We start from the raw sequence: 24,490 nt of genomic DNA, 5'->3' as shown, positions 1-24,490 counted from the left end.
GCGGCTCCCTAGGCTCCCCGGGATCCGCGTCGAGACGCCGAAATGTTTATTAATGGGTCGTTATGTTGGGGTGACCTTCCCGTATTGCATGCGAGCAGGTTGAACCGGCGCGGTTTCCGATGCCGTTGCCCACATTGGCTGCGCCGTGCAGTCCGCGAAGACCTGGTAGCGGCTTAGCGGTGGATTGGCCAACCAAGTCGATGGAGGCCAGGAGAGGCCCCAGATCCCCGCATGGATGGAGTAGGGGTATCTGGGGTCCAGTTGTTAACGTGATTCGGCGCGGCGACGGGTGTCGTGGTTGAAGAGGGGCGGAACCCAGACTTTGCGACCGCCGCAGGGAGATTGCCAATACCGATGGACCCGCGCCTGAGATGAGCCATGCACGGTCGCATCCGTTTGTGCGCTGCAGCCATCCAGGCCTCGCACAACCGTTGCCATTGGTGCTGAATAGCTGTCGCCGTTGCGGTAGGCGACGATGAGTGCCCACAGCGTGTGATAGGCGTCTGCGTCCATTTGCTTTGAGGAAAGCAGCGGTTCCTGAAGAGCATATTCGATGAGCTCTTCATGAGAGCGAGTGGGTACCCGTTCGGCGACTTCCGAAGCAAGGACGATCTTGCCAATGTCATGCATCAGGGCCAGGAGTATGCCGGCTTCCGTCTGAAGCGTCGGCAATGCCATGGCCCGACCCACCGCATTTACCGCTTCGGCCAGCTCGAGGCTGTGGGCGATCAGCCCGCCCGTCTTGGCATGGTGGCATCGCTTGGATGCCGGGAGCGTGAGGTACTGGATAGCGAATTCCTGATCCGAGAGTGCCTCACGGACAAATTCTCGGTAGGACTCGATAGAAAGGTTCTCGACCACATTGACCAGGCGCTGCAGGCTGCCGGACTCGGGTGCGTGGTGGACAGGGAGAAGATCCAGTGGCCCCTTGTCGGGCAGTGCCGACCCGACCTCTGGATAAGCCACAACGTGCCGATGTCCGCGCTCTGTTTCGATGGTGTGGAGGGCCAGGGATCGAAATTGACCTCCTCCCAAGGGATGGCCCTCCCAGTCTCGAATCCTCGCGAAGGCCGTGAAATAACCGGTCGAATCGTAGATCCGAAGTCGGTAGTAGGGTTCTCCGCTAGGCGCGCGGCCTTCGCACTGGATCTCGACCCGTGCGGCGAAGATGACAGGCTCATGGCGTGCGATGTCATCCATCCCGACCAGTCGCTGCAGTTCTTGAACGTCGTTAGCCTTCATTGCGCACCTCCGTGTGCTCTTCGGCGTTGCCTTGAAGAGAACGCAGGAGACGATCCATGGCGGAACCATCCTGGCGTGTCAGGTTTGGGACGTAGCGCGAATACACGCGGAACAACATCTCGGTCGTGGTATGGCCCAGTTGCCTGGCGATCCACTCCGGGTTCTCTCCAGACGCCAACCAAAGCGTGGCGGCGGTATGCCGGCACTGGTAGGGCTGGCGAGGCTCAAGCCCGAGATGGCGTAGTAAGGGGTACCAGACGCGCTGAGTGACGTTTTTCGTGTCCAGTGGCCGGCCGGCCTTCGTGACGAAGACGTATTCCTGTTTGCCAGTGGCTCGGAACTGTCGCTGCAGGGCATCAGCGACCACGGAAGACATGGCCACCTCACGCTGTGAGCCGTCGTTCTTGGTGTATTCCGTGCGTCCCTGGTTGTAAGTCTCGCGAATCAGAATCTGGCCCTTCTCGAAGTCCACGTACTTCCACTTCAAGCCGTGCACTTCCCCGGTTCTCAGTCCGGTGAAAAGTCGCACGATGAAGTAGTCGCGGTAGTCGTCTCGGACCGTATTGATGATCTGCTGCGTTTCCTCCCACGTGAATGGCATGATCTCCTTCCGAGGTTGCTTGAGCCGTTTTAGATTGCTCATCGGGAACGTAAACTGGAAGCGGTCAGCGGCTTCGGCCAGGACCATCGAGAGCACCCCGAGGGTGTGATTGATGGTCTTTGGGGACAGGGTCGCGTTGCCTTTCCGGCCTGGAACTTTGGCGAGCTCGGACCGGAAGGCAAGGATGTCCGCTTTGCTGATGTCGCTGACCCTTTGATCACCGAAGTAGGGCAACAGGTGCCGTCGCAGGGAGCCGCGGTTGGTCTCCAGCGTCTTGAAGCGCCAGGCGACCTCGTTTTCTTGCAGCCACTGTTCGGCGAAATCACGGAACAGTGGAGTGCTCCCTGGTTGGTCGATTACGTCGGTGGCAGTGGGTGCTGCTGCCTCCGTAGCGAACTTGGCTGCTCGGCTACTGTTCGGGAAGTACCGGCTGTACTCGAAGGTGCCAAGAGTGATCTCGGCTTCGATCTTCTTCGCGACTTTCTCCATGTTTCGCCGGTTGGCTGCGGTGTCATCTAGTGTTGTGCACTCGCGGCACCGGACGTGCTTGTAGAAGAAGTCGAAGTAGAGCTTCCCGGTGTCTTTTCTGGCTCGCACTCTAGCCATGACACGCTCCCCCGCTGGCCATGGGGATGGCGGGCACCCCGCCGTCCGTATCCATCATGTCGCGTTCGATCGTTTCCCAGATGAAAAGGATCTTGCGACCGCCGAATGGCCGGAAGTAGTGAATTCCCTCAATGAGGACGCTGTCCTTGAGGCGTTCACGGATCGTGCGCGTGTCGTAGTGGATCCGTTCGGCGAGACCTTCTGTGGTCAGGTACGTGTAGCTCATGTATCGTCCCTCTTATCGATGAAGTCCATTCGTTTCGTGTGTAGCGTGTGCGCTTCACACAATGTCGATCGTACACAATCGATGTAGCGTGTCAACTACAAATGGAGTGCTCGGGCGTCATGGCTATACGCATCAAGCTGAAAGAGCTCGTAGCGGAGAAGGAGTATCAAGAGGGACGGGTGGTGACCTTCAAGGAAATTGCTGAGGAGGCAGGGGTCCACCGCGTTACGCTTTCGAAGATCGCCAACAACAAAGGCTATAACGTCGGTACGGATACACTGGACCGCCTGTGCAAGTACTTCAGATGCCGCATCGAAGAACTGGTTGAGTTTGTTGACGAAGGAGATGCGTCGCACCGCTCCTGAGGACAGGCCGCTGGGATGCGCTCGGAGGGCTTCTTACGAGCCACAAGGTACGGAATGAGTCACGAAGCTAGGTACTCGTAGGGCACGAGTAGCCAAACTGCGTATTACGGGTTTGTCACAGAAGTGGCACGAGAGTGTCACGGGACGCGACCTGCCCCAAAACGAAAAAAGGACCAGCGACTGTAAGTCACTGATCCCTTTCTCTGGAATATGGCGCGCCCGGAAGGATTCGAACCTCCGACCACCTGGTTCGTAGCCAGGTACTCTATCCAGCTGAGCTACGGGCGCATCGACTGAAGGCGCGCATTATCGCGATTGGCCCCGAGGGATGCAAGCGCCATGAGGCATTTGCCTCAGCCGCGCGGGATGGGATGGTAGGGCGTGGAGCGCACCCGGTCGTGTTCGTGCATGCGGTAGTGGACGAATTCGTCCTTGTCGTGGAAGTGCAGGAACGGGTTGCCCTCATCCTGTTCCGCCAGGGTGGATTCGGCCTCCTCCGCGTAGTTGTGCCCCGGGTGGATGCAGGTATGCGGCGGCAGTCCCTCGCGCAGCCCGTTCAGGGTATGGAACATCTGCTCCGGGTCGCCCCCGGAGAGGTCGCAGCGGCCGCAGCCGAACACGAACAGCGTGTCCCCGGTGATCAGGTCGTCGCCGGCCGGCATGTGGAAGCAGGCGGAGCCCGGGGTGTGGCCGGGCGTGTGCAGGAAGCGGATTTCGGTATCGCCCAGCTTCATCGTGTCGCCGCCGTGGTGGAGTTCCGGGCGTTCCAGCTCCTTGCCCCAGAACTCGGCCTCGGGCTTGAGGATATGCAATCGGGCATTCGGGTACTGCTCCAGGATCGCCTCGACGCCGTTGATGTGGTCGTGGTGGCTGTGGGTCAGCAGGATGTCGGAGATGGTCACATCCTGTTCGCGCGCCTGGCCGAGGATCGCGTCCGGCTCCCAGGCCGGGTCCACCACGGCCGCGCGGCGGCTGGCCAGGTCCTCGATCAGGTAGACAAAGTTCTCCATTGGCCCGAGTTCCTGGCGGTGGATGCGGTAGGGCAGGTCGTTGCGGTCCATCGGCGTCTCCATTGAGTCGTTTTCATGTTGGTAGGGTCGATCACCTGGGAGGCGCTGGTCCAATCGCGCCTTCGCGCTCGAGTCGCTTTTGCGTGCGAACAAGGCGCGGTGACTGCCGTGCAGTCATTCTGCACAAGGGAGCCGCAACGCCGTGCGCGCGCAAAGGCGGCCGAGCCCCGCGGGGTTGGTGCCCAGGTTCCCTGATCCTGCGTTGGGCCGCGTGCGCGGTAGAATCTCTAACGCTGTACGACGCCTCTGGTCTGGGAAAACCTGGGTACCAACGCGAAGGTGCGATTGGATCAGCGCCTCCCATAGAGGTTCCATCGTCCGCAGGGAAGGAGAGAGATGCAAAATTCCGAAGAGTCGTCCGCCGTTAACGCTGTCCTGGATGCGGAGGCCGACTGGGAATCCCGCTATCAGGAGGGCTCCACGCGTTGGGATCGCGGTGGCCCCAGCCCGTCGCTGGAGGCCTGGCTGGCGATCTCCGACCTGGCGAAAGGCGCGCGGATCGTGGTGCCGGGCTGCGGCTTCGGGCACGAGGTCCCGGCCCTGGCGCGCCTCGGGTATTACGCGATCGGTCTGGATGTCGCGCCCACACCGGTGCGCCAGCTGCGCGAACAGCTGGAGCGCGAAGGACTCGCGGCCGAGGTCGTCCAGGCCGACATGCTGGCATGGCAGCCGGAGACACCGGTGGATGGCGTCTACGAGCAGACCTCCCTGTGCGCGATCCCGCCCGAGCAGTGGCCGGCCTACGAGCAGCAGCTGCATGCCTGGCTGCGTCCGGGCGGCGAGCTGTTCGCGTGCTTCATGCAGACCGGGCGCGAGGGCGGGCCGCCGTTTCACTGCGAGATGGCCGATATGCGGGCGCTGTTCCCGGGCAGTCGCTGGGAGTGGCGCAACGACGCCGGGCGGACCGAACACACCAACGGCAAGTTCGAGTTGCTTCATCGCCTGATTCGGCGTTGAATCGGGTGAAGGGGCGCACCCGTGCCCCGGGCCGGGGCACACGGATTCCGGCCGGATACCGCGTGACGTACCGCGGCAAGGGGGATACTCATGCTTAACTCTATGCCGGAGGGAATGGAGCAGGTCCGCGCGCTGTTGCTGGATCTCTCCGGTGTGCTGTACGTGGGTGACGAGGCCCTCCCCGGCGCCATCGAGGCGGTGCAGCGGGCACAGGCCGCCGAGCTCCCGATCCGGCTGATCACCAACACCACACGCGAGCCGCGCGCGGCCATTATCGACAAGCTGGCCGGCCTCGGTTTCGCGTTCGAGTCCGCGCAGCTGACGACGGCCCCCTCCGCCATCCGCGAGCGGCTCGAGGCCGAGTCACGCGCGCCGCTGCTGCTGGTACACCCGGCGCTGGAAGCCGAGTTCGAGGGCGTGCCCACGGGTGAGCCGGATGTGGTCGTGCTGGGGGATATGGGCGCCGCGTTCGACTACGCGGTGCTCAACCGTGCGTTTCGCGTGCTGATGGAGGGCGCACCGCTGTGGGTGATGGGGACCAACCGCTATTTTCGCGAGGCGGATGGCCTGTCGCTGGATATCGGCCCGTTCGTACGCGCACTGGAGTACGCGGCCGATCTGGAGGCCGAGAACTTCGGCAAGCCGGACGCCCGGCTGTTCCACGCGGCGATCGCGGACCTGGATCTGCCACCGGAGCAGGTGCTGATGGTGGGCGACGACGTATCGGGGGACGTGGACGGCGCGCGCGCCGCGGGTCTGGCGGCCTGTCTGGTGCGCACCGGCAAGTATCAGGACGGCGACGAACAGCGGGCACAACACCCCGGTGCCGGTCTGGCGGATAGCCTGGCCGACATCGTGGATGCGCTACTGAGTTAAGCAATCGCGCGCCGGCCGTTGTTGACCGGCGCACGGGTCCTGGCGGGGATCAGGCCGAGCGGCGCTTGACCGACAGGGTGCCGTCACCGCGGCTGGCGGCGGCCTTGCGGCCCGGCGCCTTGCGCGGCTTTCCGGCGGCCGCATAGGCCGGGCGCTTGCCGTTGGCCGGGGCCGGGCCACGCCGCTTGGCGGCCGGCTTGCCGGGGCCGTGGGGCTTGCGCGCAGCCGGGGCGTGGCGCTCGGTCGCACGCGAGTCGCGAGTCGGGACGGAGCGACCCATCTCCAGGCGCCGGTTGGCGACATGGATATTGCCCAGGCGGCGCACCGCGGCCTCGTCCAGCGCGGCCGGAAGGTCCACGTGGCTGTGGTCGTCCTGCAGGCCGATCCGGCCGATGTCGCGGCCGTTCAGGCCACCCTCGTTGGCCAGGGCCCCGACAATCGCGCCGGGGGCGATGCCGTGGTTACGCCCGACCGGCATGTAGTAGCGCACCATGTCCGCTTCCGGCCCGCGGTCCTTGCCGCGGCTGGGGCGGGGGGCGCGGTCACGGTTGCGATCCGCACGATGACTGTCACGCTCGGGACGGCTGGCGGCCGCCGTCACGGGATCGTGCGCATTGGGCGTGCCATCCAGCGGCGTGCCCTGGGTCGCCAGGGCGAGCAGCGCGCGGGCGAGATCGCGTTCGCCCATCTGGCCGTTGGCCAGCAGCCGGTCCAGCAGGGCGTCGAGCTGCGGCGATGCTTCGCCGGTCAGCTCGGCCTGCAGACGCTCGGCCAGGCGCTCCTCGCGGCGGGCGATCACGGCGGCGCGATCCGGGACCTTCTGCTCGCGCACGGGCTTGCCGGTCAGGCGCTCGATATCGCGCAGCATGCGCCGCTTGCGCGGCTCCAGGAACAGGATCGCGCGGCCCTTGCGCCCTGCGCGGCCGGTACGGCCGATGCGGTGCACGTACACCTCGGCATCGCCCGGGGCGTCGTAGTTGAAGACATGGGTGATGCGCGGGACATCGATGCCGCGGGCGGCCACGTCGGTGGCCACGATCACGTCCAGACGCCCATCACGCAGATCGGCGACCACGCGCTCGCGCTCGCCCTGTTCCATGTCGCCATTGAGCGGGGAGGACTGCACGCCCTGGGCGTTCAGGGCCTCGGCGATCTCGGCGGTCGCGGCCTTGGTACGGGCAAAAACGATCGCCGCGTCCAGTTCCGGCTCCACCTCGATCATCCGGCCCAGGGCCTCGGTCTTGTGGCGCTGGTCGACCAGGCAGTAGCTCTGGTCGATGTCGGTGCCGGCCTCGTTGCCCGCGCCAATGCGGATCTCCTGCGGCTCGCGCATGTGGCGGTGCGCGATACGGCGAATCGGCGCCGGCATGGTCGCGGAGAACAGCGTGGTCTGGCGCTCGGCCGGGGTCTGTTCGAGGATCCACTCGATCTCCTCGACAAAGCCCATGCGCAGCATCTCGTCGGCCTCGTCCAGCACCACCATGCGCAACGCATCCAGTGTCAGCGTGCCGCGCTTGATGTGGTCGACCACACGGCCGGGCGTGCCGACCACGACCTGTGCACCATCGCGCAGGCCGCGGATCTGCACGCCCATCGGCTGGCCGCCGTAGACCGGCAGGATCTCGAGCCCGTCGATACTGGCCGCGAAGCCCTCCAGGGCGGTGGCGACCTGGCCGGCCAACTCGCGGGTCGGCGCCAGGATCAGCGCCTGCACGCGACGTTGCGCCGGATCGACCGAGTCGATCAGCGGCAGGCCGAAGGCGCCGGTCTTGCCGGTGCCGGTCTGGGCCTCGCCCAGCACGTCGTCGCCGGCCAGCAGGGCGGGGATACACGCGGCCTGGACCGGGGTCGGGGTGGTAAAGCCCAGTTGCAACAGGGCACGGGCCAACGACTCGGACAGACCGAGTTCGGCGAAGGAGGGGGATTCGGACATGCTGGAGGTACTCGGGCGGGCCGGAACAAAGGCCCGGCGAAAATCGGATGAATCTACTCAGCGCGCATCATACACGAATTGCGGCACGAAATATGTCTGCGCCTACGCAACAAAAAATAGCGCCCGCGCGCAAACGAGTGTGTCGCGGCAGGTTTGGGCCTGCTATCGCCCCAGCCCGGTCAGCCGCGCCGGCTCCAGGATCTCGATCCAGTAGCCGTCCACGTCCTTCACGAAGGCGATGTCCTTCAGCCCGCCCTCGTCCGGGCGCTTCACGAACTCGACGTTATTCTCGTCCAACCAGCGCACGGCCGCGTCCAGATCGGGTACCGAGAAGCAGATATGGCCGAAGCCCTGCGGCTCCTCGTTGCCGTCGTGGTAGTGGAAGTCGGCGTCCTTCTCGGTGCCGTAGTTGTAGGTCAGCTCCAGGATGCCGCGCTGGCTGAACATCCAGCGGGTGGCCTCGCCGCCGTCCTTGGGCGGGTGCGGTTCGTCCTCGCCGAGCTGCGCCAGGAAGTAGAGCGTGAACTCGAACTCCGGGAAGTCCAGTGTCTTGACCAGCTGCATGCCGAACACCCGCTGGTAGAAGTCCAGCGCCTTCTGCGGATCCTTCACGCGCAGCATGGTGTGGTTCAAGCGAAAGCCTGCGGTGGGATTGTCGCTCATGGTGCGTCCTTGTCTCGGCAAAAGGGGGGCTGTCCCGGAAGACTGGAACACAGGGGCCAAGGTTCCCTCAAGTACCACCATCGCGTCGTCCGCGATCCCCCGTCACTGCGAGGAGGCGCAGCCGACGCGGCAGTCTGCCGAGTCAGCCCCAGCATCGGTTCCTGCGTTGGGAGATCGCTTGGCTTGGCTCGCGATGACGGGGGTTGAGCGCGTTCCGTTCGGCTACGGCTACTGTCGGCAGAACGGCCCGAACTGGTAGAAGCGGCGGCAGCGGAACTCGGACTCGCAGCCCTGCAGCTGGGATTCGTAGCGGCTGGCCCGTTGCGCGACCTGACGCGCGGCTGCCTGGACCTGCGGCTTGCTGCGGTAACTGCCGCGGTTATAGCCGCCCTGGCCCTCGTGGTAGGCCAGATACAGGTGCTCGGGGTTGTGCAACGAGACGCCGGTAATGCGCTGCGTGCGGACGTTGTACCAGCCGATAAAGTCGGTCGCGTGCTTCATGTGCGTGCGTCGCGCCATCATGCTGCCGGCATCCTCGCGGTATTCGCCCCAGACCGGGTCCTGCGCCTGCGCATAGCCATAGGCAGAGGAGGGCCGGCGCCACGGGATGACCCCGAGCAACCGCTCGCGGTCCGGGCGCACATGGCTGCGGAACGAGGACTCCTGCTGGATGAACGACATCTGGGTGGCGATGGGGGTGCCCCATTCGCGTTCGGAGTCGCGGGCGTAGTCGTACCAGCGCGGCTGCTCGCGGAAGATCTCGCAGATATTGCTCTGGTCCGACGGCGGCGATGGCGCCAGCGTCGCACACCCCGCCGTGATCGCGGCCAGTGCCAGCAGCAGGCCCGCTCGTAGCCCGTTGAGCGCCATGGCCCGCCATTCCCCCTGATCTGCCTTGCCCACCCGAATCTCCCGTTCGGTTCCCCAGTGGCCGGGAGTATAAAGCACCCCCGGTCGCTGCAAAGGGCGGGTGGTGAGGGGGCTGTGTGGCAGGGCTCTGGGAGTGGGTTTCCTTGTGGGAGAGGTCTGTGGGAGCGGGCTTGCCCGCGAAGCCCCTGCCCGCGTCGGAACTGGGTAAAAGCCATTCGCGGGCAAGCCCGCTCCCACAGGCCGCTCCCACAAGGCGCACTTGCGACGCCCGTGCTACGGGGCGGTGTTCCAGTCAGGGTCGAGCGGGCTCAGGCCGGGATCGACGCGCCAGGGCCCCGGTGCCTCGGGCGCGTGCGCGATCTCGCGGATGCGTGCGATGAACTCGCGCCGGGGGAGGTTGATGGCGCCGAGGTTGCGCAGGTGCTCGGTCTCCATCTGCACGTCCACCAGGGGCCAGCCCCAGGCGACGAGGTGGCGGCACAGCCAGGCCAGCGCGATCTTGGAGGCGTCGCGCTCGCGCGAGAACATCGACTCGCCGCAGAACAGGCGGCCCACGGTCACGCCATAGAGCCCGCCGATCAGGCGCGGGCCGTCCCAGACCTCCACCGAATGCGCGTGGCCCGTGCGGTGCATGGCGATGTAGGCCTGCTGCATGCTCGCGGTGATCCAGGTCCCCTCGGCATACTCGCGGGGCCCGGCGCAGCCCTGGATCACGGCCTCGAAGGCGCGATCGAAGCTGACCGTATAGCCGCGATTGCGGATCGCCTTTTTCAGACTGCGGTGCATCCGGAACTGGCCCGGCTCCAGCACCGCGCGCGGGTCCGGGCTCCACCACAGGATCGGCTGCCCGGCCTCGAACCAGGGGAATACGCCGGAGCGATAGGCATTCAGCAGCCGCGGCACGGAAAGATCGCCGCCGGCCGCGAGCAGGCCATTCGGATCGCGCAGGGCATGCGCCGGGTCCGGGAACGGCGCCTCCGGGTGCTCCGGGTCCAGCCAGGGCAGGGTGATCTGCGGGCCGCCGGTCATGGGGTGGCTCCTGTTGGCGCAGGAGATGGGAGACCTGTGTTCCGTGGGAGCCTGCTTGCAGGCGAAAGGTCTGTGGCGGGCTCCAGCGCGGGCAGGGGCTTCGCGGGCGAGCCCGCTCCCACAGGGGGGCGTTGGTCAGCTCTGGGGTGCATCGTCGGGTTGGACCTGCCGGTAGGGCGAGTGTTCGTGCAGGCGTTCGCACTGGGTGCGCATCAGCTGGGCCTCGCGTTCGCAGAAGTCGCGCACGGGTTGGTCGAAGCCCTCGGTCAGGATCATGTGGGCGGAGTAGGTGGGCGTGGGCAGGAAGCCGCGCGGGATCTTGTGCTCGCCCTGGGCGCCGGGCTCGAAGCGGGCCAGGCCCTCGCGGATGCAGAACTCGATGCCCTGGTAGTAGCAGGTCTCGAAGTGCAGGTCGGCCATCTCCTCGGTGCAGCCCCAGAAGCGCCCGTACAGGGTGTCGTGGCTGCGATAGCAAAGGGCCGCGGCGATGGTCTCGTCGTCCCCGGCCTCGCCTGGGCGTCTTGCCTCGAACAGCACGACCTGATCGCCCAGTGCCGCCGCCGTCTCCACGAAAAAGGCCTCCGACAGCGTCGGGATGCCCATGTGCTTCTCGAAGGTGTCGACGTAGAAGCGGTGGAAGCGCGCCCAGTCCTCGGGCGATCCGGTGGCCCCGGTCAGCGTGCGGAACTCGATGCCGGCCTCGGTGACGCGGCGGCGTTCGCGCTTGATGTTCTTGCGCTTTTTCGAGCTGAGCGCGGCCAGGAAGTCGTCGAAGCTGGCGTAGTCGGCGTTGCTCCAGTGGTACTGGCAGCCCATGCGCTCGGCCAGCCCCATCTCGCGGGTCACGTCGAGGTCGTCCGCGTTCGGGAACAGGATGTTCACGCCCGAGGCATTCAGCTCGCGCCCGCGGGTGACCAGTGCGCGCACCAGCAGGGTGCGCAGGTGATCGAAGTCCGGCGCCTCCGGGTGCACCAGCAGGCGTGGCCCGGTGGCCGGCGTGTAGGGTACGGAGACGACCAGCTTGGGATAGTAGTTGAGCCCGTGGCGGTTCCACGCGCTCTCCCAGGCGAAGTCGAACACGAACTCGCCGTAGTTGTTGGTCTTGGCGTAGGCGGGCGCGGCCGCGACCAGCTGCTCGTCGCGGAAGATCAGCACATGCTGCGGGAACCAGCCAAACTGCCGCCCCAGGCAACCGTGGCGCTCCAGGCCCTCCAGGAAGGCATGGCGCAGAAACGGCTCGGTGCCGCCGGTCAGGGCGTCCCAGGCGGCCGGGTCCACATCGGCCAGGCCGTCGCGCAGCTCGATGCGTTCGGCCGGCTCTTCCGGCGGGGTCGTCCGGGTATCGCCCTCGGCGCTCACGACTCAGCCGTTCTCTTCGAGGTACTTCTCCGCGTCCAGTGCGGCCATGCAGCCGGTCCCGGCGGAGGTGACCGCCTGGCGGTAGACATGGTCCATCACGTCGCCGGCGGCGAACACGCCCGGTACGGAGGTCGCGGTGGCATTGCCTTTCAGCCCGCTTTGCACCTGGATGTAGCCCCCTTCCATGTCCAGCTGGCCTTCGAAGATGTCGGTGTTCGGCTTGTGGCCGATCGCGATGAACACGCCCATCAGCTCGACGTCCTTCGTCTCGCCGCTTTGTGCATGCTTGATGCGCATGCCGGTCACGCCCGAGTCGTCGCCCAGGATCTCGTCCAGGGTGTGATTCCACTCGATGGTGACGTTGCCGTTCTTTTCCCTCTCAAACAGCTTGTCCTGCAGGATCTTCTCCGCACGCAGCGCGTCGCGACGGTGCACCAGGACGACCTCGGAGGCGATGTTGGACAGATACAGGGCCTCCTCGACCGCAGTGTTGCCGCCGCCGATCACCGCGACCTTCTGGCCGCGATAGAAGAAGCCGTCGCAGGTGGCACAGGCGGACACGCCCTTGCCCATGAACGCCTGTTCCGATTCCAGCCCCAGATACTGCGCGGAGGCCCCGGTGCAGATGATCAGCGCGTCGCAGGTGTACTCGCCGGCATCGCCGACCAGGCGATAGGGCTTGTCCTTCAGATGCACCGTATGGATGTGATCGAAAATCACCTCCGTTTCAAAGCGCTCGGCATGTTTTTTCATGCGTTCCATGAGCTCCGGGCCCTGCACGCCGTCATTGTCGCCCGGCCAGTTGTCCACGTCGGTGGTGGTCATCAGCTGGCCGCCCTGTTCCAGGCCGGTGATCAGTACCGGGTTCAGGTTGGCGCGCGCGGCATAGACGGCGGCGGTCCAGCCGGCGGGGCCGGAGCCCAGGATCAGCAGCGGGCAGTGGCGCGGGTGCTTCTCGTCGCCGCCTTTCTTGCCCTTGGGCGCGGTCTCGCCGCCACCGGAGAGCGAGACGGCCCCCGTGGCGGCCTGGACGGCCCCGGTGGCGACGGCGACCTTGGGCGCGTCCTTCTTCCCGGCCTTCTTGTCCTTCTTGTCGGATGGGTCCTTGGCGTCGCTCATGCGGTACTCCCTGTCGATTCGATGAATACGGCTGGCGCTGCCGGCCGGGCCGACGGCGCGCAAGACGGGTTCGATAAGGCGGGGATTATTGGTACCCGGCGGGGCTTTGTCCAACACCGCCACCGCGCGCGAGGGTCCGCCCGATGGATCCCGTCGACGGATACCGATTCGGTAATCGCGGGCCATAAAACATTTTCATGTTCGCCTTCGCTAATGCTGGCGCCGGTGGATCACAAGGGTGCCGAGTTATCCACCATGGAGTGAACTCGCGGGGAATGGCGGCGGGATGCGGACTTGGGGTTCTTATCCACAGCTTGCCCACGGGTTGTCCGCCGGGTTATTCGGGCCCCAGATACAAGATATTGTGTCTAGGCACTTCTCGATCCCCGATCTATAGTACTCCACGTCATTACCCACAGTTACGCGTGAGGCCGCCACCATGCACAGCGACACCCAGACCGCCGAAGCCCAAGAGGGCATCCAGTACCCGCCGCAAGCCGAACCGTCGGCCGAGGTCCTGGCGACCAGCCCGGGCCAGCACCAGGTGATCCGCCGCAACGGCAAGGTCACCGGATTCGACGCCTCGAAGATCGAGGTCGCGGTGACCAAGGCCTTCCTCGCGGTGGAGGGCGGCAATGCCGCGGCCAGCCGCCGCATCCACGACATCTCCAAGGAGGTCGCCGGCCAGGTGGTCGACAGCCTGTTCCGCCGTGCCGGCACCCAGGGCATGACGGTGCATATCGAGGATATCCAGGACCAGGTGGAGCTGGCCCTGATGCGCGGCGGCCACCACAAGGTCGCGCGGGCCTACGTGATCTACCGCGAACAGCAGGCGCAAAAGCGCGCCGCCGAGGCCGCGGAGCAGGGCGTGGACGAGCAGGAGGAAGCCCCGACCCTGAACGTGACCCGCGCCGACGGCACCCAGTCCCCGCTGGACGAGGAGCGCCTGCAGGCGGTGGTGGACGAGGCCTGTGCCGGCATCGAGCACGTCGATGGCCAGAAGATCCTGACCGAGGCGCGGCGCAACCTGTTCGACGGCGTGGCCGAGAAGGACGTGGCCACCGCGCTGGTGATGGCGGCCCGCGTGATGATCGAGCAGGAGCCCAACTACTCCGAGGTCACCGCGCGCCTGCTGCTGGACGCGCTGCGCCGCGAGGCCCTGAGCTTCGTGCACGGCCGCCCGGAAGAGGCCACCCAGGCGCAGCTGGCCGAACGCTACGCCGAGTACTTCGGCGCCTACATCCGCCGCGCCGCCGATCTGGAGCTGGTCGACAGCGAGCTGACCCGCTACGACCTCGACAAGCTGGGCGCGGCGATCAAGCCGGAGCGCGACCTGCAGTTCACCTATCTGGGCCTGCAGACCCTGTACGACCGCTACTTCATCCATAGCGATGGCACCCGCTTCGAGCTGCCACAGGCGTTCTTCATGCGTGTGGCGATGGGCCTGGCGATCAACGAGATCGACCGCGAGGCACGCGCGATCGAGTTCTACAACCTGCTGAGCTCGTTCGACTTCATGAGCTCCACGCCGACGCTGTTCAACTCCGGCACCCTGCGCCCGCAGCTCTCCAGCTGCTACCTGACCAGCGTGCCGGACGACCTGGACGGCATCTACAGCGCGATCCGTGACAACGCGCTGCTGTCCAAGTTTGCCGGCGGGCTGGGCAACGACTGGACCCGCGTGCGCGGCATGGGCGCCCACATCAAGGGCACCAACGGCAAATCCCAGGGCGTGGTCCCGTTCCTGAAGGTCGCCAACGATACCGCCGTGGCCGTGAACCAGGGCGGCAAGCGCAAGGGTGCCGTGTGCGCCTACCTCGAGACCTGGCACATCGATGTCGAGGAGTTCATCGAGCTGCGCAAGAACACCGGCGACGACCGCCGCCGCACCCACGACATGAACAGCGCCAACTGGATCCCGGACCTGTTCATGAAGCGCGTGGCCGAGGACGGCGACTGGACCCTGTTCTCCCCGAACGAGACCCCGGACCTGCACGACCTGGTCGGCGCCGAGTTCGAGAAGCGCTACTGCGAATACGAAGAGAAGGCCGCGCGCGGCGAGCTGCGCGTGCACAAGACCATGAAGGCCGTGGACCTGTGGCGGAAGATGCTCGGCATGCTGTTCGAGACCGGCCATCCGTGGATGACCTTCAAGGACCCGTGCAACCTGCGCAGCCCGCAAAGCCACACCGGCGTGGTCCACAGCTCCAACCTGTGCACCGAGATCACCCTGAACACCTCGGATGACGAGATCGCGGTGTGCAACCTGGGCTCGATCAACCTGGCCGCGCATGTGAACGAGGCCGGCGAGCTGGACCTGCCCAAGCTCGAGCAGACCGTGAACACCGCCATGCGCATGCTCGACAACGTAATCGACTACAACTACTACTCCGTGCCGCAGGCGCGGCGCTCCAACCTGCGCCACCGTCCGGTGGGGCTGGGGGTCATGGGCTTCCAGGACGCGCTGTACAAGCTGCGCGTGCCGTATGCCTCCGAGGCCGCGGTGGAGTTTGCCGACACCTCCATGGAGGCGGTCTCCTACTACGCCATCAAGGCCTCGACCGACCTGGCCGAGGAACGTGGGCGCTACGAGAGCTTCCCCGGCAGCCTGTGGAGCCAGGGCATCCTGCCGATCGACTCGATCGACAGGCTGGCCGAGACCCGCGGCGACTACCTGCAGATGGACACCACCCAGCGCCTGGAGTGGGACAAGCTGCGCAAGCGGGTGAAGAAGGTCGGCATGCGCAACTCCAACACCATGGCGATCGCGCCGACCGCGACCATCTCCAACATCTGCGGGGTCAGCCAGTCGATCGAGCCGACCTACCAGAACCTGTTCGTCAAATCGAACCTGTCCGGCGAGTTCACCGTGATCAACCCGTATCTGGTGCGCGACCTGAAAGACCGCGAGCTGTGGGACGAGGTGATGGTCAATGACCTCAAGTACTACGACGGCTCCGTGCAGCCGCTGGACCGCGTGCCGGAGGACATCAAGGCCCTGTACGCCACCGCGTTCGAGCTGGACACCCGCTGGCTGGTCGAGGCCGCCTCGCGCCGGCAGAAGTGGATCGACCAGGCGCAGAGCCTGAACCTCTACATGGCCGAGCCCTCCGGGCCCAAGCTGGACGCCCTGTACAAGCTGGCCTGGGTGCGCGGCCTGAAGACGACCTACTACCTGCGCTCCATGGGCGCGACCCACGTGGAAAAGAGCACCGTGGCCGACTCCTCGCGCGCCAACAAGCTGAACGCCGTCTCCGGCGGCCAGCAGGCGGCCGAGCCGGAGGCGCCCAAGGCCTGTTCCATCCTCGACCCGGACTGCGAGGCCTGCCAGTAAGGCGGGCCCGCCCACGGGCACCGAATACGCACCACACACTGAACGCGACGCACTGAAGAAAAGGCCCGGCCACCGAGCCGGGCCGCCACCGAAAGAAGAGGGGACACTATGCTTTCCTGGGACGATCCGATCGCAGCCATCAAAGGCGAAGGCCAGAAAGAACCCGCCGTCCGCCCCGGCATGGGCTTTCAGGAGAACGAAGCCCTGATGAGTACCGCCGGCGCCGCGCCCAGCGTCTCGCCGGAGCCGGAAAACGCCGGCCAGCCGCTGGCCGAGCCGAACGAAGACGCCCTGACCGGCACCGGTCTGGAAGACATCGAGATGGGTGCCGAGCGCATCCGGGTGGATGACAAGAAGATCATCAACTGCCACGCGGACCTCAACCAGCTCGTGCCCTTCAAGTACAAGTGGGCCTGGCAGAAGTACCTGGACGGCTGCGCCAACCACTGGATGCCGCAGGAAATCAACATGAACGCGGACATCGCCCTGTGGAAGGACCCGAACGGGCTGACCGAGGACGAGCGCACCATCGTCAAGCGCAACCTGGGCTTCTTCTCCACCGCCGACTCGCTGGTGGCGAACAACCTGGTGCTGGCCGTGTACCGCCACATCACCAACCCCGAGTGCCGCCAGTACCTGCTGCGCCAGGCCTTCGAGGAGGCGCTGCACACCCACGCCTACCAGTACTGCGTGGAATCCCTCGGCCTGGACGAAGGCGAGATCTTCAACATGTACCGCGAGGTGCCCTCCGTGGCCACCAAGGCCGAGTGGGCGCTGCCGTTCACCAAGCACCTGGCGGACCCGAACTTCCGCACCGGCACCCCGGAGGCCGACCAGAAGCTGCTGCGCGAACTGATCGCCTTCTACGTCGTGTTCGAGGGCATCTTCTTCTACGTCGGCTTCGTGCAGATCCTCTCCATGGGCCGGCGCAACAAGATGACGGGCGTGGCCGAGCAGTTCCAGTACATCCTGCGCGATGAATCCATGCACATGAACTTCGGCATCGACGTGATCAACCAGATCAAGCTCGAGAACCCGCACCTGTGGACCGAAGACTTCAAGAACGAGATGCGCACCCTGATCTCGGACGCCGTCGAGCTGGAGGCGCAGTACGCGCGCGACACCATGCCCCGTGGGGTGCTGGGCATGAACGCCCAGATGTTCGAGGAATACCTGCACTTCATCGCCAACCGCCGCTGTGCGCAGATCGGCCTGGCCGAACTGTATCCGGGGGCCGACAACCCATTCCCGTGGATGAGCGAGGTGCTCGATCTGAAGAAGGAGAAGAACTTCTTTGAGACGCGGGTTACGGAGTATCAGACGGGTGGGGCGTTGAGCTGGGATTGAGGCTCGAATTTCGAGTTGGCCAACCCTATGGAATCTGCGAACACTACAACGCCATCGAGTAGAGCCCAGGCAGAGGAGGCTACCGCGCACCGACTATTAGAAGACTATAGACGCGAGATATTGAAACGCGAGTTATCGAATACCGAGAGTTACGATAAAGCGATCCTAACTCTTTCATCGGCTGCCCTGGGCTTCTCAATAACCGCATCCGGATTTTTTATACCATCGGAAGGCCCGGTATTTTCCGCTTTCCTAATATTCGGACTATTCTTTCTTTGTCTCAGTGTCACAATATCTCTACTCGCTTTCTGGGTTAGCAATAAAGCCTTAGATCGATACCTTGGGGATGCGGAGAGCTACTACTTGGAGAATGACCTAGACGCCTTTAATAGCCCCAATATCTATGATCAGTTGAACAAGATCAGCAACATTGCTTCGGGTGTGATATTTGTCTCAGCTATGTTCATGATTGTCGCTTTTTTTCTGGCAAATGTATTGAGGTAACCGATGATGCCGAAACCGTCTAATTCGAAATCTTCCCAAAGCGTGCGTGATAGCGCTTCAGCTCCTCGGATGCAGCGCACCCCATCGCAATCTGGTTTAGAAAAGAATAGCGCCAACCCTCCTAGAATGCAGAGAGTACATCCGGCGCCAAAAGATAAATAGAGTTGGAAACACGCTCGCTCTTTTGGGCTTCTCGTGTCTTGCCGTATCTGGATCGCCCTTTTGTGCCGAAGGAAGAGGGCACCCATTAGTTCTTGGCCGTCTGAGTCGGGCTGTCTAGGTTTGCGGGGGGGCAAGGATAAGGCACCCATTATTCTTAATGTGGCAGGTGGTGTCATGACTGAGGGGTAGATGCCGTGGTAGACGGAAATGGGTCTGGCGGGTTCGGATTTCTAGTCGTGGCTGTGGTTTTGGGTTGCCCGGCTTTATTCTTCCTTGGCTATGTCGAGCTAGCGTTTCTTTGGCTGGGTGTCGGGATGTTTCTGATGCTGTCATTTGTCGCATCCGTCATGGTTCTGATGAATAACAGGGAGCAAGATCGCGAGGATCGAGAACTCAGATGAACATCCGATTAGCGTACAAAGCAGCGTGATGGTCTAATTCTGACACGAATAAGTGGATATCTATAAGAAAAGAAAAATGAGTAAAACGGGGGCACGCGTGATTTCTCGAGCGGTACCTAAACCCATGCGTTAGAACTCGTTGTATGGATTTCATCCACGCCATCGATCTAGACAATTGGTACCCTTGCCACAACTTGGCGTTGAGTGGACGCCTCGTGTCTCCGAACGCGCTGGCGTTTGTAGACAAGGGTATCGGGGAAGTTCACGAGTTCATCGACGATGTGCCACTGGAAGTTCTTGCGAAGGGCGTCCATCCGCCAAGCATCGTAACCCCTAGAGCCGCAGGAGAAATCGTTCGGGCTGGCATCTTAAGGCAAGGGATGAAGATCGCAAACGGTCCCAACGAGGTGGAGTTAATGTCGGAGGGAACAAAGCAGGATGCGCTTCGAAGCTCCGACGTCGAACTTACCTTCGAGCGAATTCGACGTGAGATCGCACCTAGGGCCGTCAGCCGTTTCTCGTGCCTCTACCTGGCTGAGCGTTCAGAGCAGGGAGAGGCGATGTTGCGCGCCATGCTTGGACCAAATGTCTACGTTCTCCGGGTACGCCCTACGCTCACTCTGAGACTCACGAGGGTTGACGCAGCGTGGTTTGATGGCTTTTTTGATTCGAACGATATCGAGGACGTCCGGCGGTACTGGCAGGGCCAAGAGAAGCCTGATGGCCAGAACTGGGAGTATCTGTTCGATGGAGTCCTGGAGGTGGAGGACCCCACGCAACTTGAGTATGTGCGGAAACACGGCGCCAACTTAGCGCAATAAAAGAGCGCAGAAGAGGACACCCATGATGTATTGCTGCTTGAGAGTGCATCGTTTGGTTAGGGTTTGTGGGAAAGATTGAGCTTGGGTTTTTGGGGGTAACACTTGGAAGGGTCGTCTGGTTTTCTAGTATCGGTGTGGCGCGGTGTTCGCTTGGTGGCGGATATCATTATGATGATATTTTTGTTCTCGATTATTTTGATAGGTTTTTGGCCCCAAGCGGAGTTGCTGCCAATAATTGATTATATCGGGTTCAATTTCGAGGGTGGGTGGGTTTCGTATCTCGTCCCGGTCGTAGGTGCTGTCTTTGTTTATAACCGCTATCGAGCACGCGTTGGTGAGGAGCATGACGTGAACACTGTTTCAGCGCCAGGGCGTCTGTCGACTCCCAGTTTTATGGCATTGGTGGCTGTCACTATGTTGCTGGCAGTGAATGTGGCGTTCGATTCGTCGTTCATGGCGGCCTTTGGGTTTTTTGCGGGCGTTGCGTTAGCGTCGGGCGCGGGTCGGGCCTTAAGGTATAGAGTGGAAGGGATAATTGGCTCTGGTTCGCAACTGGTTCTGGGGTCGATTTCTGCGGTGAGTCTACTTGGTGCGAGTTGGCTTGGTGGATGGGCATCTATTGAATGGGCGGGCACGGAGCTTCAAGGCTGGTATCTGGCGCCTCTTTTGGGAACCTTAGTTGGGTTGACGGTGCCGGTTCAGCCCACAGAAAGAAGAGGACACCCATGATTTGTTGACGGTCTGAGGCGGGCTGTCTAGGTTTTAGGGGGAGTGCATGGACCAGGGAGGTTCCGTAGATGACGCGAGCCAGGAAGGAGCTCGTCTCGGTCGAGACGACGCCGTATTACCACTGCATCTGTCGCTGTGTGCGCCGCGCGTTCCTGTGTGGCGAGCACGAAGAAAAGGACACCCATCATTTGTTGTGGGAGGCACGTGAAAGCTTTTGAATGGCCGGACTATCCCTGCCCAAAGTGTGGCCTGGAAAAACAGTGGCTGGTTCGAAGTTGCGTAAACGCCGGAGGGCAGAGAACCTGTCTGTTTGTCTGCGGACATTGCGAGCATCGGACTCAGCATTTTGTGTCGGTAAAGGCTGTGAAGGCAGCTGGGATGCATGCGGACCCCATTACCGCTACGAGCAGACTCCCAACGTGCGAGGTGTGCGGTAATGTCGGTGCCGAACGCCATCATTGGGCTCCAGCAGCTATCTTCGGCGGTGAGTCGGAGTCTTGGCCAACGTCGTACTTGTGTCAGGCTTGTCACGCGAGATGGCATGCACTTGTGACACCACAGATGCGGTACTCGGACTGAGACCTAACTACGTGTTCAAGCCGACCGCCTTACTCGGTCTTCATTTCAACCAAGCCCGGCCGCGCGGCGGCGGCTTAACACGGCGTTAGGTGCCGAAGAGGAGGGCTAGGTGGACGTACTTACGTTTATAGCAGAGTTCATTAAGGCTATTGCTTGGCCGCTGGCTTTCGTCTTCGCCGTGTACCTTCTCAAGGCGCCCCTTACATCCCTAATCCCATTAATGCAGCGGGTTAAGTTCAAAGATCTTGAAGTCAGCTTCGGACAAGAGGTTGCGGCTCTTAAAGAGGAGGCCGAAGAGAGCCTCGGCCCAGCGCATGCACCATTGAAGGTGTCGCCAAAAGTAGTGAAGCTAGCGGAGGTGTCGCCGCGCGCTGCGGTTCTAGAGGCGTGGCTAGATGTCGAGTTTACTGCCCTCGAAGCTGCTGAGCGGCGAGGCGTCGAACTTGAGGCGCGGCAGAAGTCTTCACCGATGGCGGTCATAGGTGCGCTGTATAGGGCAGGGCTCGTAGACGATGGCACGCAGAATATGTTCCGGAATCTTTTCGCGCTCCGCAGTCACGCGATCCACGATTACGACCATGGTGACCTCAATGCAGAGGGGGCGGTGAACTACGCAGATATGTGTGCCCGCCTAGTCGAACGCTTGAGTAAAGTGTAAGAGCAAGGGGACACCCATGATTTCCTGCGTGTGGATGTGCTGGTCTAATTTCCGTGGACACCTCGATCGGTGGAATGATTGGGATCTGATCGAGGAGAGGATATGGGACGCAGGAGCTTTGATCCGGAGTACAAGCTTCGGGTGGCCCGGATGGTGGTGGACGAGGGCCAGGGTGTGTCGCAAGTGGTGCGAGACACCGGGGTTGGCGAGACGGCCGTTCGGCGCTGGGTCGAGCAGCTCAAGGCGGATCGTGCTGGGGAAGCCGGCGATGGACGGCCCCTGACACCGGAGCAACGCCGGATCCGGGAACTGGAGGAAGAGAACCGCCGGCTGCGGGAGGACAAGGCCATCCTAAAAAAGGCCTCGGCCTTCTTCGCCCGGGAACTGAAGTGATGCATCGCTGCATCACGACCCTGACGGAGAAGGCTTCGGTGCAGCGGGTCTGCGATTTGCTGGAGGTGAACCGGTCGGGCTACTACGCGGCGCGACAGCGTGGCCGGCGACCGCGCCGGCCTTGTGCGCTGGGACAGCGGGTCAAGGAGGCGTTCGAGCAGTCGGAGTGGACCTACGGCAGCCGCCGTGTGCAAGCGGCGCTGTGCTCCGATGGTGTTGAGGTCGGCCGCTACCGGGTCCGCCGTCTGATGCGGGAGCAGGGGCTGCGGCCCGAAGAAGAGGACACCCATGATTTCTTGACGGTCTGAGGCGGGCTGTCTAGGTTTCAGGGGGAGTGCATGGACCAGGGAGGGTCCGGAGATGACGCGAGCCAGGAAGGAGCTCGTCTCGGTCGAGACGACGCCGTATTACCACTGCATTTGTCGTTGTGTTCGCCGCGCGTTCCTGTGCGGCGAGGATTCCTATTCGGGCAAGAACTATGAGCACCGTCGCGGTTGGGTGCTGGAGCGCCTGCGCGAGCTGCAGGGCGTGTTCGCGGTGGACGTGTGTGCGTATGCGGTGATGTCGAACCACTATCACCTGGTGGTGCGGCTGGATGCGGATCGCGCGGCGGCATGGAGCGAAGGCGAGGTGATGGAGCGCTGGGAGCGTCTGTTCTCGCTCCAATTAAGAGGACAGCCATGATTTTCGTCTCGAGCGAAGGTCCGGCGGAAGAAGAGGACACCCATGATTTCTTGACGGTCTGAGGCGGGCTGTCTAGGTTTGTGGGGGAGTGCATGGACCAGGGAGGGTCCGGAGATGACGCGAGCCAGGAAGGAGCTCGTCTCGGTCGAGACGACGCCGTATTACCACTGTATTTGTCGCTGTGTTCGCCGCGCGCTCCTGTGCGGCGAGGATTCCTATTCGGGCAAGAACTACGAGCATCGGCGCGGCTGGGTGCTGGAACGCCTGCGTGAGCTGCAGGGCGTGTTCGCGGTGGACGTGTGCGCGTACGCGGTGATGTCGAACCACTATCACCTGGTGGTGCGACTGGACTCGGATCGGGCGGCCGCATGGAGCGAAGACGAGGTGATGGAGCGCTGGGAGCGGCTGTTTTCGCTGCCGGTGCTGGTAGCCCGCTATCGGGCGGGGCAGACGAAGACGGTCGCGGAGCGCGAGCGGGCGCAGGTGCAGATTGCCGAGTGGCGGGATCGGCTGCAGGATCTGTCCTGGTTCATGCGCAGCCTGAACGAACAGCTGGCGCGGCGGGCGAATGCGGAGGATGGCTGCAAGGGTCGCTTCTGGGAGGGCCGCTACAAGAGCCAGGCGCTGCTGGACGACGCGGCGGTGCTGACCTGCATGAGTTACGTGGATCTGAACCCGGTGCGCGCCGGGATGGCGGATACGCCCGAGGACTCCGAATTCACCTCGATCCAGCAGCGTATCCGGGCGTTGGCTCGGGAGGGCCAGGAGCAAGAAGGTCCAGCGTGTGAGGGCGACGAGCCTCGCCTGACCGTATTGGGCCGGGAAGGCGATGATCCGCATGCGAATGCGGTGGCCTTTACCACGGAGGACTACCTGGAGCTGGTGGACTGGACCGGTCGGGCGATCCGCGAGGACAAGCGCGGGGCCATCCCGGAATCCATTCCGCCGATCCTGGAACGTCTGCGGATCGAGCCGGTGCATTTCCTGCGGCATGTTGGAAGGGGGCAGAGGTCGCACCATGTAGCGGCCCTGGGGCACGTGGAGCGCTTTCGCGAGGCGGTGAAGCAGCTCGGGCGTCGCAGCATCAAGGGTGTGGGCATATCGGCTCGGATGTTTTTGGCGCCAGCCAGTTGTCGCTGAACCATTTCGGCCTCAGGGGAGGCGCGGATGCCGACGGTGTTCAGGGATGGACCCTACCGCTTCTACTGGTTCAGCCATTAGCCGGACGAGCCGCCGTATGTGCATGTGGACCGCGGAAAGTGCTCGGCCAAGTCCTGGTTGCGCCGTGTGGCACTGGCGCGGAGTATGGGGTTTCCGGCGCACGAATTGCGGCGGATTCGGGAGGTTGTCGAGGGTCGGCAGCCGGAGCGGTTGGAGGCTTGGCATGAGTTCTTTGGCCACGAACGCGGATGAGCGTGTTGCGTCGGTGGATTTCACCGAGCATGACCTGGTGGTCGGCCTGATGGATGGCCGCCGAATCTCGGTTCCGCTGGAGTGGTACCCACGCCTCGCGCACGCAACGCCCGCGCAGTTGCGTATCTGGGAGAACTCCGCCGGAGGCTATGGGATTCACTGGCCAGAGATCGACGAAGACCTGAGCACCGAAGGGCTGTTGCGAGGCGCACCTGCGCCTGCTCGGTAGAGTACTTATGAGCAACACCTCGAAGATCCCCAGATTCCTGGACGAGGCGGAAGAACGGACGTTCTGGGAAAGCCATGATTCCAGCGACTATGTCGATTGGGGCCGAGCCAAGGCCGTCGAGCTCCCGAACCTCAAGCCGTCCATCAAGACGATCTCGCTGCGCTTGCCGGAGTCGCTTCTTGACCACATCAAGATCGAGGCCAACAAGCGCGATATGCCGTATCAGTCCCTGATCAAGGCGTGGCTTGCGGACGATGTAAAGCGAGCTCGCAAGAAAGGCTAGCGGTTGGGTTGAGGGGCTGAGTTCTGTACGTGGATGG

25 protein-coding genes, 1 tRNA gene and 1 pseudogene are annotated in these 24,490 nt (G+C 63.4%); 16 read left to right on the top strand and 11 right to left on the bottom strand.

Annotation, left to right across the window (positions count from 1 at the left end; all coding sequences use genetic code 11):
- Positions 1-264 precede the first annotated feature (264 nt).
- Genes C995_RS0105575 through C995_RS0105565 form a run of 3 tightly spaced genes read right to left on the bottom strand, consistent with a single transcriptional unit; the run spans position 265 to position 2,675 of the window.
- Positions 265-1,242 carry a TraI domain-containing protein gene (locus C995_RS0105575; protein ID WP_018864004.1) on the bottom strand — a complete coding sequence of 326 codons (978 nt, stop codon included), beginning with the start codon at positions 1,240-1,242 and terminating at the stop codon, positions 265-267.
- The gene (locus C995_RS0105570; protein ID WP_018649426.1) at positions 1,232-2,449 is read right to left on the bottom strand and encodes a site-specific integrase; all 1,218 of its coding nucleotides are present in this window, start codon (positions 2,447-2,449) and stop codon (positions 1,232-1,234) included. Before C995_RS0105570 ends, C995_RS0105575 begins: the two co-directional genes overlap by 11 nt.
- Positions 2,442-2,675 carry a hypothetical protein gene (locus C995_RS0105565; RefSeq protein ID WP_018174062.1) on the bottom strand — a complete coding sequence of 78 codons (234 nt, stop codon included), beginning with the start codon at positions 2,673-2,675 and terminating at the stop codon, positions 2,442-2,444. The genes C995_RS0105570 and C995_RS0105565 overlap by 8 nt, the downstream gene beginning before the upstream one ends.
- 119 nt (positions 2,676-2,794) lie before the next feature.
- On the opposite strand from C995_RS0105565, the gene C995_RS0105560 reads away from it, so the two are divergent.
- Positions 2,795-3,040: a helix-turn-helix transcriptional regulator gene (locus tag C995_RS0105560; protein ID WP_018649427.1), complete on the top strand. Its 246-nt coding sequence runs from the start codon at positions 2,795-2,797 to the stop codon at positions 3,038-3,040.
- Between the two features lie 211 nt (positions 3,041-3,251).
- On the opposite strand, the gene C995_RS0105555 is transcribed toward C995_RS0105560, so the two are convergent.
- Positions 3,252-3,328, bottom strand: a tRNA-Arg gene (locus C995_RS0105555).
- Between the two features lie 65 nt (positions 3,329-3,393).
- Positions 3,394-4,101 (bottom strand): MBL fold metallo-hydrolase, encoded by a 708-nt coding sequence (locus C995_RS0105550; RefSeq protein WP_026278967.1) that lies wholly within the window; start codon positions 4,099-4,101, stop codon positions 3,394-3,396.
- 345 nt (positions 4,102-4,446) lie between these two features.
- On the opposite strand from C995_RS0105550, the gene C995_RS0105545 reads away from it, so the two are divergent.
- Both C995_RS0105545 and C995_RS0105540 read left to right on the top strand, forming a co-directional pair.
- On the top strand, positions 4,447-5,067 hold the full coding sequence (locus C995_RS0105545; RefSeq protein ID WP_018864002.1) for a methyltransferase domain-containing protein: 621 nt from the start codon (positions 4,447-4,449) through the stop codon (positions 5,065-5,067).
- 114 nt (positions 5,068-5,181) lie between these two features.
- On the top strand, positions 5,182-5,943 hold the full coding sequence (locus tag C995_RS0105540; RefSeq protein ID WP_018864001.1) for a TIGR01458 family HAD-type hydrolase: 762 nt from the start codon (positions 5,182-5,184) through the stop codon (positions 5,941-5,943).
- Positions 5,944-5,992: 49 nt separating this feature from the next.
- On the opposite strand, the gene C995_RS0105535 is transcribed toward C995_RS0105540, so the two are convergent.
- From C995_RS0105535 to trxB, 6 genes are all read right to left on the bottom strand, one after another.
- Positions 5,993-7,876, bottom strand: a complete 1,884-nt coding sequence (locus C995_RS0105535; protein WP_018864000.1) for a DEAD/DEAH box helicase — start codon at positions 7,874-7,876, stop codon at positions 5,993-5,995.
- Positions 7,877-8,038: 162 nt separating this feature from the next.
- Positions 8,039-8,539 carry a lactoylglutathione lyase gene (gene gloA, locus C995_RS0105530; protein ID WP_018863999.1) on the bottom strand — a complete coding sequence of 167 codons (501 nt, stop codon included), beginning with the start codon at positions 8,537-8,539 and terminating at the stop codon, positions 8,039-8,041.
- Positions 8,540-8,767: 228 nt separating this feature from the next.
- On the bottom strand, positions 8,768-9,442 hold the full coding sequence (locus tag C995_RS0105525; RefSeq protein ID WP_018863998.1) for a hypothetical protein: 675 nt from the start codon (positions 9,440-9,442) through the stop codon (positions 8,768-8,770).
- A 240-nt stretch (positions 9,443-9,682) separates the two neighbouring features.
- A complete protein-coding gene (aat, locus tag C995_RS0105520; RefSeq protein ID WP_018863997.1) occupies positions 9,683-10,438 on the bottom strand; it encodes a leucyl/phenylalanyl-tRNA--protein transferase in 756 nt (251 codons plus the stop codon).
- 135 nt (positions 10,439-10,573) lie between these two features.
- A complete protein-coding gene (locus tag C995_RS0105515) occupies positions 10,574-11,797 on the bottom strand; it encodes a GNAT family N-acetyltransferase (RefSeq protein WP_018863996.1) in 1,224 nt (407 codons plus the stop codon).
- A gap of 3 nt (positions 11,798-11,800) precedes the next feature.
- On the bottom strand, positions 11,801-12,916 hold the full coding sequence (gene trxB, locus C995_RS0105510) for a thioredoxin-disulfide reductase (RefSeq protein WP_018863995.1): 1,116 nt from the start codon (positions 12,914-12,916) through the stop codon (positions 11,801-11,803).
- A gap of 439 nt (positions 12,917-13,355) precedes the next feature.
- Here trxB and C995_RS0105505 point away from each other — a divergent pair, with 439 nt between their 5' ends.
- From C995_RS0105505 to C995_RS0105455, 13 genes and pseudogenes are all read left to right on the top strand, one after another.
- Positions 13,356-16,250: a ribonucleoside-diphosphate reductase subunit alpha gene (locus tag C995_RS0105505; protein WP_018863994.1), complete on the top strand. Its 2,895-nt coding sequence runs from the start codon at positions 13,356-13,358 to the stop codon at positions 16,248-16,250.
- A 108-nt stretch (positions 16,251-16,358) separates the two neighbouring features.
- Positions 16,359-17,597 carry a ribonucleotide-diphosphate reductase subunit beta gene (locus C995_RS0105500; protein ID WP_018863993.1) on the top strand — a complete coding sequence of 413 codons (1,239 nt, stop codon included), beginning with the start codon at positions 16,359-16,361 and terminating at the stop codon, positions 17,595-17,597.
- Between the two features lie 1,210 nt (positions 17,598-18,807).
- Complete coding sequence (locus C995_RS0105490) at positions 18,808-19,485, top strand: hypothetical protein (protein ID WP_018863990.1); 678 nt, start codon at positions 18,808-18,810, stop codon at positions 19,483-19,485.
- 153 nt (positions 19,486-19,638) lie between these two features.
- Positions 19,639-20,214, top strand: coding sequence for a hypothetical protein (locus tag C995_RS14210; protein WP_156015479.1), 576 nt, complete (start codon positions 19,639-19,641; stop codon positions 20,212-20,214).
- A 68-nt stretch (positions 20,215-20,282) separates the two neighbouring features.
- Positions 20,283-20,378, top strand: a pseudogene (locus C995_RS14480) (transposase); the annotation flags it as partial.
- Between the two features lie 524 nt (positions 20,379-20,902).
- Positions 20,903-21,451 carry a hypothetical protein gene (locus tag C995_RS13670; protein WP_018863989.1) on the top strand — a complete coding sequence of 183 codons (549 nt, stop codon included), beginning with the start codon at positions 20,903-20,905 and terminating at the stop codon, positions 21,449-21,451.
- A 102-nt stretch (positions 21,452-21,553) separates the two neighbouring features.
- The gene (locus C995_RS0105480) at positions 21,554-21,844 is read left to right on the top strand and encodes an IS3 family transposase (protein ID WP_018863988.1); all 291 of its coding nucleotides are present in this window, start codon (positions 21,554-21,556) and stop codon (positions 21,842-21,844) included.
- On the top strand, positions 21,844-22,152 hold the full coding sequence (locus tag C995_RS0105475; RefSeq protein WP_018863987.1) for a transposase: 309 nt from the start codon (positions 21,844-21,846) through the stop codon (positions 22,150-22,152). The genes C995_RS0105480 and C995_RS0105475 overlap by 1 nt, the downstream gene beginning before the upstream one ends.
- Positions 22,153-22,204: 52 nt before the next feature.
- The gene (locus C995_RS0105470) at positions 22,205-22,528 is read left to right on the top strand and encodes a transposase (RefSeq protein ID WP_018863986.1); all 324 of its coding nucleotides are present in this window, start codon (positions 22,205-22,207) and stop codon (positions 22,526-22,528) included.
- A gap of 114 nt (positions 22,529-22,642) precedes the next feature.
- Positions 22,643-23,668 (top strand): transposase, encoded by a 1,026-nt coding sequence (locus C995_RS0105465; RefSeq protein ID WP_018863985.1) that lies wholly within the window; start codon positions 22,643-22,645, stop codon positions 23,666-23,668.
- A 99-nt stretch (positions 23,669-23,767) separates the two neighbouring features.
- Positions 23,768-23,941 carry a DUF4160 domain-containing protein gene (locus C995_RS14395; RefSeq protein ID WP_369771644.1) on the top strand — a complete coding sequence of 58 codons (174 nt, stop codon included), beginning with the start codon at positions 23,768-23,770 and terminating at the stop codon, positions 23,939-23,941.
- A complete protein-coding gene (locus C995_RS0105460; protein ID WP_018863984.1) occupies positions 23,913-24,170 on the top strand; it encodes a DUF2442 domain-containing protein in 258 nt (85 codons plus the stop codon). The genes C995_RS14395 and C995_RS0105460 overlap by 29 nt, the downstream gene beginning before the upstream one ends.
- Positions 24,171-24,177: 7 nt before the next feature.
- Complete coding sequence (locus tag C995_RS0105455; protein ID WP_018863983.1) at positions 24,178-24,453, top strand: BrnA antitoxin family protein; 276 nt, start codon at positions 24,178-24,180, stop codon at positions 24,451-24,453.
- Positions 24,454-24,490 lie beyond the last annotated feature (37 nt).

This window comes from Thioalkalivibrio sp. ARh3, from assembly GCF_000377265.1.
GTDB classification, from domain to species: Bacteria; Pseudomonadota; Gammaproteobacteria; order Ectothiorhodospirales; family Ectothiorhodospiraceae; genus Thioalkalivibrio; species Thioalkalivibrio thiocyanoxidans.
Note: the sequence above shows the minus strand (reverse complement) of the source record. Positions and strands in the feature narration are given on the sequence as shown.

Excerpts from the sequence above, each read along its gene's own strand:
- C995_RS0105460 (WP_018863984.1), top strand. The coding sequence starts at position 23,913 with ATGAGTTCTTTGGCCACGAACGCGGATGAGCGTGTTGCGTCGGTGGAT.
- trxB (WP_018863995.1), bottom strand. The coding sequence starts at position 12,916 with ATGAGCGACGCCAAGGACCCATCCGACAAGAAGGACAAGAAGGCCGGG.
- C995_RS0105570 (WP_018649426.1), bottom strand. The coding sequence starts at position 2,449 with ATGGCTAGAGTGCGAGCCAGAAAAGACACCGGGAAGCTCTACTTCGAC.
- C995_RS0105550 (WP_026278967.1), bottom strand. The coding sequence starts at position 4,101 with ATGGACCGCAACGACCTGCCCTACCGCATCCACCGCCAGGAACTCGGG.
- C995_RS0105470 (WP_018863986.1), top strand. The coding sequence starts at position 22,205 with ATGACGCGAGCCAGGAAGGAGCTCGTCTCGGTCGAGACGACGCCGTAT.
- gloA (WP_018863999.1), bottom strand. The coding sequence starts at position 8,539 with ATGAGCGACAATCCCACCGCAGGCTTTCGCTTGAACCACACCATGCTG.
- C995_RS0105560 (WP_018649427.1), top strand. The coding sequence starts at position 2,795 with ATGGCTATACGCATCAAGCTGAAAGAGCTCGTAGCGGAGAAGGAGTAT.
- C995_RS0105480 (WP_018863988.1), top strand. The coding sequence starts at position 21,554 with ATGGGACGCAGGAGCTTTGATCCGGAGTACAAGCTTCGGGTGGCCCGG.
- C995_RS0105455 (WP_018863983.1), top strand. The coding sequence starts at position 24,178 with ATGAGCAACACCTCGAAGATCCCCAGATTCCTGGACGAGGCGGAAGAA.
- C995_RS0105565 (WP_018174062.1), bottom strand. The coding sequence starts at position 2,675 with ATGAGCTACACGTACCTGACCACAGAAGGTCTCGCCGAACGGATCCAC.
- C995_RS0105535 (WP_018864000.1), bottom strand. The coding sequence starts at position 7,876 with ATGTCCGAATCCCCCTCCTTCGCCGAACTCGGTCTGTCCGAGTCGTTG.
- C995_RS0105540 (WP_018864001.1), top strand. The coding sequence starts at position 5,182 with ATGGAGCAGGTCCGCGCGCTGTTGCTGGATCTCTCCGGTGTGCTGTAC.
- C995_RS0105465 (WP_018863985.1), top strand. The coding sequence starts at position 22,643 with ATGACGCGAGCCAGGAAGGAGCTCGTCTCGGTCGAGACGACGCCGTAT.
- aat (WP_018863997.1), bottom strand. The coding sequence starts at position 10,438 with ATGACCGGCGGCCCGCAGATCACCCTGCCCTGGCTGGACCCGGAGCAC.
- C995_RS0105545 (WP_018864002.1), top strand. The coding sequence starts at position 4,447 with ATGCAAAATTCCGAAGAGTCGTCCGCCGTTAACGCTGTCCTGGATGCG.
- C995_RS0105505 (WP_018863994.1), top strand. The coding sequence starts at position 13,356 with ATGCACAGCGACACCCAGACCGCCGAAGCCCAAGAGGGCATCCAGTAC.
- C995_RS0105475 (WP_018863987.1), top strand. The coding sequence starts at position 21,844 with ATGCATCGCTGCATCACGACCCTGACGGAGAAGGCTTCGGTGCAGCGG.
- C995_RS0105500 (WP_018863993.1), top strand. The coding sequence starts at position 16,359 with ATGCTTTCCTGGGACGATCCGATCGCAGCCATCAAAGGCGAAGGCCAG.
- C995_RS0105575 (WP_018864004.1), bottom strand. The coding sequence starts at position 1,242 with ATGAAGGCTAACGACGTTCAAGAACTGCAGCGACTGGTCGGGATGGAT.
- C995_RS0105490 (WP_018863990.1), top strand. The coding sequence starts at position 18,808 with ATGGATTTCATCCACGCCATCGATCTAGACAATTGGTACCCTTGCCAC.